16 protein-coding genes are annotated in these 16,084 nt (G+C 58.7%); 9 read left to right on the forward strand and 7 right to left on the reverse strand.

The genetic code is table 11. From position 1 onward, the window contains the following. Positions 1-6: 6 nt before the first annotated feature. Positions 7-1,941 (reverse strand): RecQ family ATP-dependent DNA helicase, encoded by a 1,935-nt coding sequence (locus RG836_RS17670; protein WP_310847930.1) that lies wholly within the window; start codon positions 1,939-1,941, stop codon positions 7-9. Between the two features lie 283 nt (positions 1,942-2,224). Between RG836_RS17670 and RG836_RS17675 the strand changes: the two genes are divergently transcribed. Together RG836_RS17675 and RG836_RS17680 are read left to right on the forward strand one after the other, a co-directional pair. After that, positions 2,225-3,355, forward strand: coding sequence for a hypothetical protein (locus RG836_RS17675; protein ID WP_310847931.1), 1,131 nt, complete (start codon positions 2,225-2,227; stop codon positions 3,353-3,355). Positions 3,356-4,021: 666 nt separating this feature from the next. Next, on the forward strand, positions 4,022-4,318 hold the full coding sequence (locus tag RG836_RS17680; protein ID WP_310847933.1) for a hypothetical protein: 297 nt from the start codon (positions 4,022-4,024) through the stop codon (positions 4,316-4,318). Between the two features lie 52 nt (positions 4,319-4,370). Here RG836_RS17680 and RG836_RS17685 read toward each other — a convergent pair whose 3' ends face one another. Further along, positions 4,371-4,622: a hypothetical protein gene (locus RG836_RS17685; protein WP_310847935.1), complete on the reverse strand. Its 252-nt coding sequence runs from the start codon at positions 4,620-4,622 to the stop codon at positions 4,371-4,373. 198 nt (positions 4,623-4,820) lie between these two features. Here RG836_RS17685 and RG836_RS17690 point away from each other — a divergent pair, with 198 nt between their 5' ends. The 3 genes from RG836_RS17690 (at position 4,821) to RG836_RS17700 (ending at position 7,112) form a co-directional block, all read left to right on the forward strand. Further along, positions 4,821-5,192, forward strand: a complete 372-nt coding sequence (locus RG836_RS17690; protein ID WP_310847937.1) for a DUF1493 family protein — start codon at positions 4,821-4,823, stop codon at positions 5,190-5,192. A 159-nt stretch (positions 5,193-5,351) separates the two neighbouring features. Next, entirely contained in the window at positions 5,352-5,837 is a 486-nt protein-coding gene (locus RG836_RS17695; protein ID WP_310847939.1) for a helix-turn-helix domain-containing protein, read from the forward strand. Between the two features lie 3 nt (positions 5,838-5,840). Then, entirely contained in the window at positions 5,841-7,112 is a 1,272-nt protein-coding gene (locus tag RG836_RS17700) for a type II toxin-antitoxin system HipA family toxin (RefSeq protein ID WP_310847941.1), read from the forward strand. Between the two features lie 63 nt (positions 7,113-7,175). On the opposite strand, the gene RG836_RS17705 is transcribed toward RG836_RS17700, so the two are convergent. Then, complete coding sequence (locus RG836_RS17705; RefSeq protein ID WP_310847942.1) at positions 7,176-8,717, reverse strand: phosphoenolpyruvate carboxykinase; 1,542 nt, start codon at positions 8,715-8,717, stop codon at positions 7,176-7,178. A gap of 182 nt (positions 8,718-8,899) precedes the next feature. After that, a complete protein-coding gene (gene hslO / locus RG836_RS17710; protein WP_310847943.1) occupies positions 8,900-9,802 on the reverse strand; it encodes an Hsp33 family molecular chaperone HslO in 903 nt (300 codons plus the stop codon). A gap of 103 nt (positions 9,803-9,905) precedes the next feature. On the opposite strand from hslO, the gene RG836_RS17715 reads away from it, so the two are divergent. Next, the gene (locus tag RG836_RS17715; RefSeq protein ID WP_310847945.1) at positions 9,906-10,706 is read left to right on the forward strand and encodes a phosphatase PAP2 family protein; all 801 of its coding nucleotides are present in this window, start codon (positions 9,906-9,908) and stop codon (positions 10,704-10,706) included. Positions 10,707-10,754: 48 nt separating this feature from the next. On the opposite strand, the gene RG836_RS17720 is transcribed toward RG836_RS17715, so the two are convergent. After that, the gene (locus RG836_RS17720; RefSeq protein ID WP_310847948.1) at positions 10,755-11,162 is read right to left on the reverse strand and encodes an RNA-binding S4 domain-containing protein; all 408 of its coding nucleotides are present in this window, start codon (positions 11,160-11,162) and stop codon (positions 10,755-10,757) included. A 117-nt stretch (positions 11,163-11,279) separates the two neighbouring features. On the opposite strand from RG836_RS17720, the gene rimA reads away from it, so the two are divergent. The 3 genes from rimA to rimK are packed head-to-tail and all read left to right on the forward strand — an operon-like array spanning position 11,280 to position 13,458. Next, positions 11,280-12,059, forward strand: coding sequence for a S6 modification regulatory phosphodiesterase RimA (gene rimA / locus RG836_RS17725; protein ID WP_310847950.1), 780 nt, complete (start codon positions 11,280-11,282; stop codon positions 12,057-12,059). A 17-nt stretch (positions 12,060-12,076) separates the two neighbouring features. Beyond that, the gene (gene rimB, locus RG836_RS17730) at positions 12,077-12,556 is read left to right on the forward strand and encodes a retropepsin-like aspartic endopeptidase RimB (RefSeq protein WP_463401496.1); all 480 of its coding nucleotides are present in this window, start codon (positions 12,077-12,079) and stop codon (positions 12,554-12,556) included. After that, positions 12,553-13,458: a 30S ribosomal protein S6--L-glutamate ligase gene (gene rimK, locus RG836_RS17735; RefSeq protein ID WP_090327866.1), complete on the forward strand. Its 906-nt coding sequence runs from the start codon at positions 12,553-12,555 to the stop codon at positions 13,456-13,458. The genes rimB and rimK overlap by 4 nt, the downstream gene beginning before the upstream one ends. Before the next feature lie 125 nt (positions 13,459-13,583). On the opposite strand, the gene RG836_RS17740 is transcribed toward rimK, so the two are convergent. Together RG836_RS17740 and ompR are read right to left on the reverse strand one after the other, a co-directional pair. Continuing rightward, a complete protein-coding gene (locus RG836_RS17740) occupies positions 13,584-14,897 on the reverse strand; it encodes an ATP-binding protein (protein ID WP_310847956.1) in 1,314 nt (437 codons plus the stop codon). A 116-nt stretch (positions 14,898-15,013) separates the two neighbouring features. Further along, complete coding sequence (gene ompR, locus RG836_RS17745) at positions 15,014-15,754, reverse strand: osmolarity response regulator transcription factor OmpR (protein WP_310847958.1); 741 nt, start codon at positions 15,752-15,754, stop codon at positions 15,014-15,016. Positions 15,755-16,084 lie beyond the last annotated feature (330 nt).

Below are 16,084 nucleotides of genomic sequence, written 5' to 3' on the forward strand. Positions count from 1 at the left end.
GCTAATTCATGCGTACATATGCGACTGCGCCCACCCCCGCACCTCGGCATACGGATAATCCTCCAACGCGCCAAACCCGTGCGTCGCTCGGGCCTTGAGCTTGGTGAAGATCGGCACTGAGATTCCGCAGAGGAATCGTGTGAGGCGTTCTGCCGAAGGCGACGTACCCGTGTGGTGCTGGTGCTTGTGGATAAAGTCGCCACATAAAGCTTCGAAATTTTTATCCACAAGCGCTGGCAGCGCTGGCGGTGGCGGCAGGCGCGCGATCTGGCCGTGGCAGACCGAGCAATGGCCGCAGCGTTGGGGCGCATTGTCATCGCCAAAATATTCGGCCAGGCGATAGCCCAGGCATCGGTCGGTGGCAAACAGGTCGAGCATCGCGTGGATGCGCGCCACTTCGCCGCGTTCATGCGCCGTGAAGCCAGCGTGCAACTCCGCAGCCAGAGCGCCGCTATCGAAGTTACCGTCCAGCACCGTGTAAACCTCGGTCATCTGTTTGCTCTCGAGTTCTATCCAGCCTTTTTCCTGAAAGTAATCCAGCGCCTTCACCACCCGACTGCGCTCGGCGTGATGCTGTTGATAAAGCGCGTCGAAATTCACCGTGGCCCAGGCACGGGCGCGAGTCGAGGTGCGGATGATCGCCGCGACAAAGTCCTGTCGCTCGCCCTCAAACTGCGCCAGCAGGGCATCCGGCTCCAGCAAGTACTTGAAGCGGTACTCGGCGTAATACGCGTAACGCGGGGCGATCAATCGCCGCAGTTCCAGTTGCACCAGCAACGTCTTGAGCGGCAACTGGCGGATATTGCTCTGGTCGGCCAAGGGCCCTAGCAGAAATTCCCACTGCCCTTGCGGCGCAGACGCTTGCAGTTCGTCGAGCACACAGCGGATGCCATCGAGTTCCGGGGTATCGCCGTAGACGAAGTTCTCGAGCACGTTGAGGCTGTCGCGGTTGGCCAGCACCAGGCAGTCGGACGGCTGCCCATCACGCCCGGCACGACCAATCTCCTGGCTGTAATTTTCGATGGATTTGGGCAGGTCGAAATGCACCACGTTGCGGATGTCGCTTTTGTCGATGCCCATGCCGAAGGCAATGGTTGCAACGATGCAATTGGCCTGGCCGGCCATGAACCGCTTCTGGATCGATTCGCGTTGCTCGTGAGGCAGCCCGGCGTGATAGGCCTCGGCCGGCAAGCCGTTCTGGCTCAAGTGCTGGGCGATCTGCTCGGCGGTTTTCTGCAAGGTCACGTAGACGATGCTGGGCTGCCCCGCGCGCGCGCCCATCCACTCCACCAAACGGCGGCGTTTATCGTGACCGCGCACGGGTTCGACCAGCAAGTTCAGGTTCGGCCGATAGAAACCGGTGGTCACCACGTCATCGGCGGCGATGGCGAATTTGGCCTGCATGTCGGCAATCACTTTCGGCGTCGCGGTGGCCGTCAGCAGCAACGCCTGGGGGATGTTGAACTGCCGTTGGTAGTCCGGCAGCTTGAGGTAATCCGGGCGGAAGTTATGGCCCCATTCAGATATACAGTGCGCCTCGTCCACCACCAGCAGCGAGATCGGTACTTGCTGGAGGAAGTGGCGGAAGCGTTCGTTCTTCAAGCGCTCAACCGAGATCATCAAGATCTTCAATTCACCACGGCGAGCCCGCGCCATGACTGCATTGGCGTCGTCACGGCTTTGCGCCGAATCGATGCTGCCGGCAGCGATGCCATGGCGCTCGAGGAAGGCCAATTGGTCTTGCATCAGCGCCAGCAGCGGCGAGACCACCAGCGTCAGGTGCGGCAACAACACCGCTGACAATTGGTAGCACAGCGACTTGCCGGAACCAGTGGGAAAAATCGCCGCCGCCGAACGCCCGGCGAGCACGGCGCTGACCGCTGCCTCCTGGCCGGGCCGAAACTGTGGATAACCAAAAACCTGTTCCAGGGTGTTGTGCATAAGCGGTCACTCCTTTGACGCATGCTGTGCCCCAAGCCTAGCGGGACAACGCGGCGCGTCGAGAAAAGGTCCTTAGGAAAACGATACCGGATGATACAGCTATTGACGCCGGCATATTGCGAAAGCCGGTTTTCGCGAATAATAAATTCAGTCTGCCACAAGTAAAAAACAGCGAACAAATTTACAATCACTCATTCAAAAAGCAAGTAACACTTGCCAACTTTTCCAGCCTGAGAAATAACACTACCGTACAAACTCTTTTCCATTATTAGAGTTTATTCACATGACGGTATTAACGGTATTTTTCTGCGGCACCGGTGCGACAAAGTTTGATAACAGCAATCCCAACTATTGGAATGGTGAACTGGTGTCTACGTTGGCGTCCCATCACGCCGGTCGTGAGTTTGCCGAGTGGATCGTGGTCGATGGCCCTGGCACCGGCAACCTGCAAGCCGACGAACTATTCACCAAATCCGAGGACTACGGCCTCAGCGGAACCTTGTTCGGCAAGGGTTGGCAGGAAAATGTCCGGCACGCGATCAATATCGCCAAGGGCCAGTGCGACTGGCAGCGCGAGAAACTGACCGAAGCGGAATACAACCGCCTGAAAGCGGCGGGCATTCCTATTGAGGACGTGATCGTTGAAGGCTCGTGGTTCTGGCGCAAGTACAACTACGGCGATCGCACGGTCACTCAACAAAAGTTACAAGAGCAAATTATCAAAACTTTCCGCAAGGACGGTGTTATTCCCACGCAGATCAATTTGGTGGGCTGGAGCCGAGGCGGAATCAGTTGCCATATGCTGGCCAATGAACTCAACAACGATATTCAACTTCGGCATATCCCCGTTAATATTTTCGCGATTGACCCGGTGCCGGGCATTTCTAACTTTCAAAACGATAAAGTCAAACTCAATAGAAACGTCAAAGAGTATGTGGCGTTTTATGCCAAAGACGAACGTTCGAAAGGTTTCTGCTGCGTGATCCCGGAAACAGCCGCCAACACCAAGACCCACGTCTACCCGATGCCCGGGCGCCACGGCACCCTGGTCGGCAACGCGTCGGCGAACGGTGTCAGCGGCCCGAAAGTCCTGGCCGAACCGGGTGTGATCGTTCGTCACTTTGCCGAAGTGTGCCTGCGGCGATGGGGCGTCCCGCTGAACAAAACCCTCAACTTGAGCAACGCTGACCTGCAGAACCTGCACGCCGCCATGGCCCGCGCCCAGGGAAGCTACGAGGCGATGCACCGGTGTTCCTACACTTACTTTACTGAGCTCGACCAAGGCGAGCGCTCGGTGTCGCTAGGCAACAAGGGCATGCCGTTCAGCGCCGTGAAAAACGCGCCGTTCGTGCCTGCGGCCGGGCTGGCGGCGAAAGTCGCGTTCGACAACGGGGCGTATCGCGAGATCCGATGACCAACGCCGCTCCCACGCTTATTGGGCGCGAAAGAATATCTCACCGCACACGGTGGGAGCGGCTTGACCGCGAATCCGATCGTCGGGTCGACATTCGACCTACAGAAATGCCCTACGCATTCCGGCGCAATCCTGCCCTAGGAGTCGACTCCATCCGCCGTCGAGCGCGTAGGAAATCAGCACTTGGAAACTTGCCGAAACGCATTTTCCAAACAGCGTAGGCCGTGTCCTCCAACGGGCAAAAATGCCCTACAAAACCCGTCCATTTGGGCTGTATTGCGGCGGCACAACCCGAAGGTCATAGTCCTCGAGAGCAAAAAACGTGGGATGCGGTCCAGTGCGCAACGGCCTATCAAACCTTCATCCCGTTCCTACAACCGCAGACGCTTTATCGGCTATCGCAACCTGACCGCTCACACCTATAGTCCTGACCATCGCTGCAAATTCAGCGATTCGGGCTTGGTCACCTGAAAATGAGAGAGAACTTATGCACACCCTTGTATGCTTTGCCGCCTTCTTATGTGCGGCATGCTCTATGGCGGCTGTGTTTGGGACGCCTCGGCGTGCCAGGGTGATCTCTTCCCAGGTTGACCAACCCAAATACAGTCCGCCTCCATCGCTTGGTCACGGTGGCAGTGGTCCTCAAATATAAGAGAGCAAACTTCAATGACTACTTTCAAACCGATCCACTCGCGCTACCGCCCACTGCAAACCGTACTCACCGAATCCCATCCGCTGCTCATCGACACCCAAGCCGACCCGCAAGACATCCTCGAAGCCGCGGTCCAACGCATCCGCGCCTCCAGCAACCTGCTGCAAACCCTGTATTGCCAATGCTTCAAACACGGCGACGTGCAAGACATCCCCCACATCACCCACGCTCTGTACCTGCTGACGCAAGACGGCTGCGACCTGATGCAGGTCGCGCAGCAGCAAATGCTGGATTGGAAAGCTCCGGCCTGACTCTCTTTCGTTAGTCCGATCGCTCCCATCCGTGGGAATGATCGGACACTCCTCACTCAGAGGACGTTAGATAAAAATCCAATCCTTGCGGAAAAAACATCACGGCCAAACGCCCAATTTCAGCTACCTGCTTCTCCGTCAGCCGAAAATCCGCACCGACATGCGCATGCTCGTCCGTCCATTGCATTACTGTACCCAACTCCCTTACGGACAGACTTATGTGCTTTTCGAATGCCAATTCATCCTTACCTGGATGAAAACCCATCACCGTAAAAATCATGGTTCCGCCCTTGCTCCTGCTCATGCGTCTCTCTCGGTCGCCAATCCAACGCTCGGCACAAGCCGAGAATGGACATTACCGAGGGTTCGCGGACTCGCTTGTAGGTTTAATCTGAAGCTGCCGTGTGATCCTTCTTCATTTCCGATGACAGCCGATTCGGCTTTAAACTTTCCGCAAAATCAGACTCTGCCGCCTGGGCATGACTCTTATGGAAGAAGCACCATGAACCTCGCCCCCAACTTCCCCGACGACCACGCCATGCACCTGCTCATGCAGTTGCTGCACGAAGAACTTGGTCTGCCTGAGCGCAAAACCATCAGCCTCGACACCTCGATCAATGTTGACCTGGGGTGCGACGGCTCGGACGCGCGGCACTTGATGGAGTCGCTGGAGGAACAATTCGGCATCGACTTCGTGGATTACGACGCCTATCGATATTTCCAGCCCGAAGGGTTTGATGTGTTTCAGAAACGTAGAGCCAAGGGACGTGGGGATAAAGTGCCGTTGACGATTGGCATGCTGTATCGAGCGGTGAAGGCACAGCGCTGGGATACGCGGGAGTTAGAGGGGTTGAGAGCAACGCTCTTTCCATAAGTAGCGTTATTCTGGCAGTTTGAGCAGTTTTCGACTGGAATAATGGGACTTATATTTTTACCGCCTGTTGAACGCCTCCATCCTTTTCGCATAAGCAGGCTTATGGATAAGTGCTATTATTCTGGCAGTAAAACGCCAGAAATGAAGGAATAATGGTACATGGCCAAGAAAACTGCGCCTCTTCTACCCACCACCTCCAGGTTGCTGTTTGATTTGGGGGAGCGCCTCAAACTGGCAAGATTGCGCCGCAAGCTCACGGCAAAGCAGGTGGCAGAGCGGGCCGGTATGTCGCTGACCACGTTACGATCTATAGAGTCAGGTGGATCAGGCGTCACCGTGGGTGCTTACGTATCTGTGATGCAGGTACTGGGGCTCGAGAAAGACTTGACCCAACTGGCGGCCGTCGATGAATTGGGACGGCAACTGCAAGATGCGCAGCTCACAGGGAAAAACGCGCCGCCAAAGCGCCAGCGCACACGCAACAGATCCTCGGCAAAAGTCACGCCCGCCACCGGAGCCCGGCAACCCAGCGTGCTGGAGCTATCTGATGCAAATCCGGCCCTGCCGTCGGATTACCCTATCAACACCGAGTCGCTTTCAAATCTGCTGATCAAAACCAAACGCATGAAATCTACGGACGGATGAACAATGACACTGATTGCCGTGTATGCCGACTGGGAGTCTCTAAAGGGTCCCAGACGTCTCGGTTTCCTGCATGTCAGAACGACAAGGGCTGCAAACGTTTTTGAGTTTGAGTACGACCCGGCGGCGCTGGCTGATCCGGAACTGAACTTCACTACACTCGACCCGCGCATCGGGCTTTTCGAAGGCCGGCAGTTCCCGGGTAACCATCAGAATCGGTTTGGCGTCTTTGCCGACTCCAGCCCTGATCGCTGGGGCCAATTGCTGATGAAGCGGCGACTCGAGCGAGACATCCGAGAGGGTTTCGCACCCGCTGGCGCCCGCTTGTACGAGTTCGACTTCCTCTTGGGCGTTCATGACGCTTACCGGGTCGGGGCCATCCGCTACAAGCTCAATGACGAAGGAAATTTCCTGGATGATCGCGACGGAATGGCAGCGCCACCCTTCGTTGAATTACGAGCGTTGGAAGCGGCCAGCCGAGCCCTGGAGCAAGATCCAGACAACACCGCTCCCGACGGGCGCGAGTGGCTGAGAATGCTGATCGCACCCGGCGGCTCACTGGGCGGTGCTCGTCCCAAGGCCAGTGTGGCGGACGAGCACGGGCATTTGTGGATCGCAAAGTTTCCCAGCACCCGCGATGAATACGACGTTGGCGGTTGGGAAATGCTGGTGAATGCGTTAGCAAAGAATTGCGAACTGCGGGTGGCTACTGGCCTCGCTCGTCGTTTTTCCAGTGATCATCACTGTTTCATGGTCAAGCGTTTCGACCGCACTTCCACCGGCGGCCGGCTGCATTTTGCTTCCGCCATGACCATGACGGACCGAGTGGACGGCGACGATGCGTCGGTCGGTGCCAGTTACCTTGAGCTTGCTCAAGTGCTGACCAGGCACGGATCTGAACCCAACGCAGACCTGCGCGAGCTATGGTCGCGAATCGTGTTCAACATTCTGATCTCGAACACGGATGACCACCTGCGCAACCACGGCTTTATCCTCGATCCCGGCCGCGGCTGGCGCTTGTCGGCTGCATACGATATGAATCCCGTGGCGCACGCCGATGGCTTGAAGCTGAACATCACCGATGCTGACAATGCGTTGGATCTTGAGCTTGCTCGTGAGGTCGCGGAATATTTTCGTGTCAGTCGTGAAGACACGGAGGAGATCATCGAACGCTTTCAAATCGCTGTCAGCCAATGGCCGACCCTGGCAGGAGCGCTGGGATTGTCGAGGCGAGAGCAGGAGAGGATGGCGCCTGCATTCCAACTGTCGAGTCGTTGATGGCCAGACACCCACAAAAAAGCCGCCCTACAAGGGCGGCTTTCTCATGACCTCAGACCACTGTTACAACTTCGGCCCTGCAGCCTTGATCGCGTCGCTCACGTCGAACTTTTTGAAGTTCTCAACGAACAACCCAGCCAGTGCTTTCGCCGCTTCGTCGTAGGCGGCTTTGTCGGCCCAGGTGTTACGTGGGTTCAACAGGCCGGTTTCAACGCCCGGTACGGCCAGTGGCACGTCGAGGTTGATGGTGTCGAGGTGTTCGGTTTCTGCACCGATCAACGCGCCGCTCTGGATCGCTGCGATCACGCCGCGAGTGGTCGGGATGTTGAAGCGTTTGCCGACGCCGTAGCTGCCGCCGGTCCAGCCGGTGTTGACCAGGTAAACCTTGGAGCCGAAGCCTCGGATGCGTTTGATCAGCAGTTCAGCGTATTCGCCGGCCGGACGCGGGAAGAACGGTGCGCCGAAGCAGGTGGAGAAGGTCGACTTGATGCCGCCGCCGGAGCCCATTTCGGTCGAGCCCACGAGTGCGGTGTAGCCGGACAGGAAGTGGTAGGCCGCTTGTTCTTCGCTGAGGATCGACACCGGTGGCAGCACCCCGGTCAGGTCGCAGGTCAGGAAGATCACCGCGTTGGGCTCGCCACCGAGGTTTTTCTCGGAGCGCTTGGCCACGTGTTCCAGCGGGTAGGCTGCGCGGCTGTTCTGGGTCAGGCTGACATCGGCGTAGTCGGCGTGCTTGGCGTCGTCGATGACCACGTTTTCCAGTACGGCGCCATGCTTGATGGCTTTCCAGATGACCGGCTCGTTCTTCTCGGACAAGTCGATGCATTTGGCGTAGCAACCGCCTTCGATGTTGAACACCACGCCCTCGCCCCAGCCGTGCTCGTCGTCACCGATCAGGTAACGGCTTTCATCAGCGGACAGGGTGGTTTTGCCGGTGCCGGACAGACCGAAGAACAGGGTCACGTCGCCCGCTTCGCCGATGTTGGCAGCGCAGTGCATTGGCAGTACGTCGGCGGCTGGCAGCAGGAAGTTCTGCACCGAGAACATCGCTTTCTTCATTTCACCGGCGTAACGCATGCCGGCGATCAGCACTTTCTTCTGGGCGAAGTTGAGGATCACGCAACCATCGGAGTTGGTGCCGTCACGCTCAGGTACACATTCGAAGTTGGCAACGTTGAGCACTTGCCATTCTTCACGGCCAGCCGGGTTGTACTGGGCCGGGTTGATGAACAGGCAACGACCGAACAGATTCTGCCAGGCAGTCTGGGTGGTCATTTTCACGGCGAGGTAGTGGTCAGCGGACGCACCTACATGGACGTGGGATACGAAATGCTCTTGGGCGTTGTTGAACGCTTCAACACGGTCCCACAGGGCGTCGAACTTGTCGGCTGGGAACTTGCGGTTGATCGGACCCCAGGCGATAGCGTCCTGGGTGGATGGTTCTTCAACGATGAAACGGTCAACGGGCGAGCGACCGGTACGGTGACCGGTACGGACCACCAGCGCGCCGGTATCGGCAAGCTCGCCTTCACCGCGATTCAGGGCTTCTTTGACCAGATCATCAACACTCAGATCGGTGTACACGGCGTTATTGGCTTGCGTCATGAGATTCCCCGTCGGCCAGTGGCCGAGTGTGCTCCAAACGTTTTGTAGTAGAAAGTCGTGCACTACTACCGCGACAAAAAGTGGGCCGGATTATGCCAGAAACGCCCAAAAAGAGTAGAGGCCTCCCGTCGAAACGGCGTTATTCCGGCACATACCAGTGAATTTACCTGCGCTGAACCGTTTTAGTGACGGGTATCTGACGGCGTCTCAACCCCTGCTCCGGAGAACAATTGGGTGATGTCGGCCGCATCGAACAGGTAGCGCTGGTTGCAGAACTGGCAGTCGATCTCGATGTTGCCACCGTGTTCGATGACCAGCGCCTGCGCATCTTCCAGGCCCAAACTGACCAGCGCATTGGCCGATCGTTCGCGCGAGCAACTGCAGCGGAAGCGCAACTTCTGTGCGTCGAACAGGCGCACTTGCTCTTCGTGGTAAAGGCGATGCAGCACGGTTTCGTTGTCCAGGCTCAGCAATTCATCGGCGGTCAGGGTGCTGGCCAGCGCGGTGATGTGCTGCCAACTGGCGGCGCGGTCTTCTTCGTCCTTGAGGCGATCAGCGGGCAACTGCTGCAACAGCAGGCCACGGGCGCGACGGCCATCGGCATACAGCCAGAAGCGTGTGCCGACTTGCTGCGACATGACGAAATAATTGGTGAAGCAATCCGACAGGGTTTCGCCGTCGAGGTCGACGATGCCCTGATAACGCTGGCCCTGGGTCGGATCGATGGTCAGCGCCAGAACGCCGTTGGGCATCAGGTCGGCGAGTGTTGCATCCGGAGCAATCCGGTCAGCCTCGTAGCGGGCCAGGCCACGGATCTCGCGCTCGCTGGAGCACTCGATCATCAGCAGCGGAATTGGACCGTCGGAGCGCGCCTGCAGAATCAGCAAACCGTCGAACTTCAGCGTGCCCACCAGCAACGAAGCGGCGGCCATTAACTCACCGAGCAGTTGCGCCACCGGCTCCGGGTACGGGTGCTTGGCGAGGACTTCGGCGTAGCTCCGCTCCAACGCAACCAGTTCGCCGCGGGTGTCGCTGTCATCGAAAATGAAGCGTTGGGTGTAGTCGGAATCCGGGAGATCAGTCATAGGTCTGGGTATCTGAAGTAATGACAAAATGGTTACAAAACATGAAAATCGCGCCTTCGCAGCACCGTTTTGGTGCGCACCCTCATGCCGTGGGAGGCAGTTTATGAACAATCCGGGGCTGTTCCAAGCAAGGTGGAACCTCGGCCGCCTGGTTATATGCAACATAGTGCCTGTGGCGTTGCTGGCGTTCTGGTTATGGCCCACGGGCCAGATGCTGTGCATGATTTTCGACGAGTGGCTGTTTCATCGGCTCAACGCGCCACTGGCCAATAACCCCATATGGCTACACATCTGGGCAATTGCAAGTCTGCGTCCGTTCGATGCGGTCGTCGGCGTGATTCTGCTGACATTACTTATCAAGGGGGACTGGGTGTTCCTCGCGAGCGACGTGCGCCGGGGGTTTTTCGGGTTTGTCGCGATCCTGTTGTTGATGTTGCTTATCCGCATGCTGTTCTCCAAGTTCGCCGACTACATGAACTGGCAACACAGCAGCCCATCGATGGTAATCGACGGCGCGGTGCATTTGAGCGACTACTTCCCAGGCTTGGAAAAGACTTGGGAGTTGAAGGACCGCTCCAGCCAAAGCTTCCCCGGCGACCATGCCTCGGTGCTGCTGATCTGGGCGCTGTTCATGGGCGTGTTTGCCCGCAGTGCCGCGCAGTTCGCAATTGTCTGGGGCTTGGCCCTGCTGTTTATGATGCCGCGCCTGGTGGCGGGCGCCCATTGGGGCCAGGACGATTACATCGGCGGCGTACTGCTCGCGGTGTGGGCGCTGGGTTGGGGTTTCTACACGCCTTACGCCCATCACGTGTCGGTATTTTTCCTGCGGGTGACCGCACCACTGTTTCGCTTGTTGGTGAAATGGCCGTTGGTCGGAGCAATGAGCGTGGTGCGCGAGTTTTGACGTGGAACCGTTCACTTGCCTGGGATAGGAACGGTCGGCAGCGATGGCTTATTCGCTGCTGCTGTTCCCACGAAATTTAAACAGATCCCGCCGCTGCTTTTTGCTGGGCTTGCCGTCGGTGCTCACACCCAAGGCGCCGGCCTTGCGTTGCGCAGCCGCGTTCTCGCGCCTGGCGACGCTGACCTCGGTTTCGGCATACAGCGTCTGCGCCTCGGGCGCGCCGCGACGCACGATTGACAGCGCCTGGACTACCACGGTCTTCTCCTCGAAGCCCATGCGAATCACAAACTCATCGCCAATGCGCGGCTCCTTGCCTGGCTTGCAGCGCTCGCCACGGCAATGCACTTTGCCGCTCTCGATGGCCGCTTTGGCCAAGGCACGCGTTTTATAAAACCGCGCCGCCCACAACCACTTATCGAGACGGACCTTGTCGTCCTCTTCGCTTTTTTGTGTCACTTGAATTCCTCGTTCCGCCAATAGTCGGAACTGTACTACCGTTTCTGTCGGGCGCAAGAACTCGGCCCTCCAGATAGAATGTTGGCATCGCCGGATGGAACGGCAAGGAGAGTTCGAGTGACTATATTTCCGTCATCTTTGACCGGGCGCCCGGATGGCTGCCAAGGCTGTAAGCAAAGCGAGCCGCTGGGTTTTGATTTCGCCTTCGCGTACCAACCGATCGTAGACCTGCGCGACCACACAATCTTCGCCCACGAAGCCTTGGTGCGTGGCATCGGCGGCGAGGGTGCGCTGTCGGTGCTGGATCAGGTCACCGAGGAGAATCGCTACCGCTTTGACCAGTTATGCCGAACGCGGGCCATCGAAGGCGCGGCGGCCCTGGGCATGCAGACGCACTTGTCCATCAACTTCATGCCCAACGCGGTTTACCGCCCGGAGCTGTGCATCCGCAGCACCCTCGAAGCCGCGAAAAAATTCAACTTCCCGATCAACCGGCTGATTTTCGAAACCCTTGAAAGCCAGCACGTAGATAACTATCGCCATTTGACCAATATTCTGCGTGAATACCGCGAATTCGGCTTCCTCACCGCCATCGACGATTTCGGTAGCGGCTATTCGGGGCTCAATCTGCTGGCCGATTTCCAACCGGACCTGATCAAACTCGACATGGCGCTGATCCGCGATATCGACCGCGATCGTGTTCGCCAGGTGATCGTGCGGGGGATTGTCACAATGTGTGTGGAGTTGAACGTTACAGTCATTGCCGAAGGCATCGAAAGCGCCGGAGAGCGGGATTTCCTGGCGGACTGTGGAGTCTTTCTGATGCAGGGTTACTGGTTCGCCAAACCTGCATTCAAAGCGTTGGCTCAGGTCTCGCCCGAGGCCTGGACGCGTTAATCGCCGGTTTATACCTATTGAAGACATTTGACCATTTGACCGTTGTCGGTCTGCGCGAGTGGGTGGCGCTCCCGGATTTGGGGGTGGCGGGCCTGCGGGCAAAAATCGACACCGGCGCCAGTACCTCAAGCCTGCACGCCACCGACATCGAACAATTCGAACGTGACGGCGAACCCTGGGTGCGTTTCACCGCGCACCTGGGCACCGTGGTGCAATTGCGCCATCGACGCTGCGAGGCACCGTTGGTGACCATGAAAACCATCAAGAGCTCCAACGGTCATGCGCAGGTGCGCTACGTGATCAGCACCACCCTGGCACTCGGTGATCGGGTGTGGCGGGTCGAATTCACCCTGGCCTGCCGCAAGTCCATGCGCTATCGCCTGCTGCTCGGTTCCAAAGCCCTGATCCAAGGCCAGCTGGTGGTCAATCCGGGCATCAAATACGTTCAAGACAAGCCGGTGTTCCCGGTATCTACCTCTTCCACAGGTGTTGCATGAAGATCGCTGTGCTGTCGCGGAACCCGCGCTTGTATTCCACTCGTCGTCTGGTTGAAGCGGGGACCGAACGAGGCCATGAGATGGTGGTAGTCGACACCCTGCGCGCCTACATGAACATCGCCAGCCACAAGCCGCAGATTCATTACCGGGGCAAGCCCCTGGAAGGCTTTGATGCGGTGATCCCGCGGATCGGTGCTTCGGTGACGTTCTACGGCTGCGCGGTGCTGCGCCAGTTCGAAATGATGGGCGTGTTCCCGCTCAATGAGTCGGTAGCGATTGCGCGTTCGCGGGACAAGTTACGCTCGTTGCAATTGCTGTCCCGACGCGGCATCGGCTTGCCGGTGACCGGGTTCGCTCACTCCCCGGATGATATTCCCGACCTGATCGCCATGGTCAACGGCGCGCCGCTGGTGATCAAGGTGCTGGAAGGCACCCAAGGCATCGGCGTGGTGCTGTGCGAAACCGCGACGGCGGCAGAGTCGGTAATCGAAGCGTTCATGGGCCTGAAGCAGAACATCATGGTCCAGGAGTACATCAAGGAGGCCGGCGGTGCCGACATTCGCTGCTTCGTAGTCGGTGACAAGGTCATCGCCGCGATGAAGCGCCAGGCCAGACCGGGGGAATTCCGCTCCAACCTGCACCGTGGCGGCAGCGCCAGCCTGATCAAGATCACCCCGGAAGAACGCATGACTGCATTGCGCGCGGCGAAGGTCATGGGCCTGGCGGTGGCGGGTGTGGATATCCTGCGCTCGAATCACGGACCACTGGTGATGGAAGTGAACTCGTCACCGGGCCTGGAAGGGATCGAGACCACCACCGGCAAGAACGTGGCGGGGATCATCATCGAGCATCTGGAAAAGAACGGCGGCCCGAATATGACGCGGACCAAAGGCAAGGGCTAAAACCTGTGGCGAGGGAGCTTGCTCCCGCTGGGCTGCGCAGCGGCCCCCAACACTTAAAACTGTTTGGGAGTGCTCCGCCCTCCAGCGGGAGCAAGCTCCCTCGCCACATTGGAAATAGGCGGGCGTTACACCGCATCTCTTGGCAGCATCAACCCCAACGGCAATCTGACCCGCGCTTCCAGCCCACCGCCGGAGCGGTTGCGCAGCTCCACGTTGCCGCCGTGCATCGAGGCGATTCGCTTGACGATCGCCAGACCCAACCCGGTGCCTTTTCCGCCCCGGGCGCGGTCGCCACGGGTGAAGGGATTGAAGATCGCTTCCAGTTCTGAGGGATCGATACCCGCCCCACGGTCCATGACGCTCAGCACCACGTAGGGCGCGTTGACGTCACCGGACACGTAAGCCGCGACTTCGACATCGCTGCCGGCGTGGTTCAAGGCGTTGCCAATCAGGTTGTTCAGCAGCCGCTTCATCGACACCCGGCGCAGCGGGAACGGCTGGATCGGTTCCAGGCGCAGGCGGACTTTTTCTTCGCTCTGGTTGTACGGCGCTGCGACCTCACGCACCAGATCGCTCAAGTCCACTTCTTCCACTGACTCGTCACGGCCATCGCGGATAAACGCCAGGAACTGATCGAGGATCGCGTCCATGTCTTCGATGTCGCGCACCATGTCGTCGGTCAGATCGTTGTGATCGCCCATCAGTTCGAGGGATAGCCGCAGCCGCGTCAGCGGCGTCCGCAGGTCGTGGGACACGCCTGCGAGCATCAACTCGCGTTCGCGCCCGGCCTGCTCGACGTCTTCGGCCATCTGGTTGAACGCGCGATACACCTCGGTCATTTCGCTCGGCGTGTCGCTGATCGGCAGGCGCACGCTGCGACCCTGGCCCAGTTGCCGCGCGGCATAGACCAGACGTTTCAAGGGTTGGTTGAGCTGACTGACGAAAATCCATGCCGACGCGGTGGAGAGCAAGCCGATGGCGAGGAACCAGCCGAGGACGTTCCAGATTTTCTGCCCACGCAGCGGATGCGGATACAGCGGCACTTTCAGCCAGCCATCCCCGAGGCTCGGCGCTCGAACCCACAGCGCCGGCGGAGAGTGCATGCGCAGCCGCACTTCGGTGTCGGCGCCCAGCTCCGCCTGCATCTGCCGTTGGTAGATTTCACTGTACGGCCAATGCTGTTCACCTTCCGGCACGCCAGCGCCCACCACCCGGATCAGGGTCGCGGCATCGGCGATTTTTTCGCGGTTCTCTTCATCAGCGGCCCAATAGGCGCGCAGCGTCAGGGCGACGCCGTGGCTGTACTGCCGATCCACCAACACGTCCTCGTTCATCAACAGATAAACCAGGGTCAGCGCCTTGGAAAACAGCACGACGATCAGCACCAGCCAGAGGGTGCGGGCGAAGAAACTCTGGGGGAACCACACGGGGGTTTTCATAGACGACAGCTACACACTTTGCAGGAGCGAGCGATGCTCGCACGATTGCGGATCGCGAGTCGCCCGATACAGGCTTGAAACCTGTGACCGGGCAACCCGCTCCTACAAATCAACGGTCACTTGGTCGCGGCGCCATCCGGCACGAACACATAACCCACGCCCCAGACGGTCTGGATGTAGCGCGGTTTGGACGGATCAGGTTCGATCATCCGGCGCAGACGGGAAATCTGCACGTCGATGGAGCGCTCCAGCGCGTCCCACTCGCGGCCACGGGCCAGGTTCATCAGCTTGTCGCGGGTCAACGGCTGGCGAGCATTCATCACCAAGGCCTTGAGCACTGCGAATTCGCCGGTGGTGAGCATGTGCACTTCGTCGCCGCGTTTAAGTTCGCGAGTGGCGAGGGACAGTTCATAGTCACCGAAGGTCACGCTTTCGTCTTCGCTGCCCGGCGCGCCCGGCACGGGTGCCGATTGGCGACGCAGTACGGCTTTGACGCGAGCCATCAACTCGTCAGGGTTGAAAGGCTTGGCCAGGTAATCATCGGCACCCAGTTCGAGGCCTTTGATGCGGCTCAGCTCATCACCCTTGGCGGTCAGCATGATGATCGGGATCTGGTTGTTCGCGCTGCGCAGCCGGCGGCAAGCGGTCAAGCCGTCTTCGCCGGGCAGCATCAGGTCGAGCACCACCAGGTTGAACACTTCGCGGCCCAGCAGGCGATCCATTTGCTCAGTGTTCGGAACGGTACGGGCACGGTAGCCCTTGCTGACGAAAAAACGCTCCAACAGGCTGCTCAGCCCGGGATCGTCGTCGACAATCAGAATTTTTTCGCCTTCAGCAGTTTGTGCGTTGCTGCTCATTAGATGCTCCTTTTAGCTCGGCGCGCATTATGGCGTAGCTGCCGTTATACGCACCGTGTGCATTGTTAGCAGATTTTTCCTTCAGCGCCACGAATCCGGCGATTGTGCCTACAGACTGCAATGCCCCCCGAAGCGCGGAACGCTGGTTATAATGCGCGGCGTTTTGTGTCAGGCAACGTCTGATCAGGGCTGCCGTTTTGTCTTTTTATTTTTTATGACAACCGCAGCCATTGTTCGATTTCACGGGTCAATGGATTGCCTTTGACCCAGGCAGCGGTGCTGGCCAGGCCGCTCAACCAGACTCGCCGAGCCTTTATCCGTGCGCCCGCG

It is taken from the genome of Pseudomonas rhizozeae, assembly GCF_031583775.1.
Lineage (GTDB): Bacteria > Pseudomonadota > Gammaproteobacteria > Pseudomonadales > Pseudomonadaceae > Aquipseudomonas.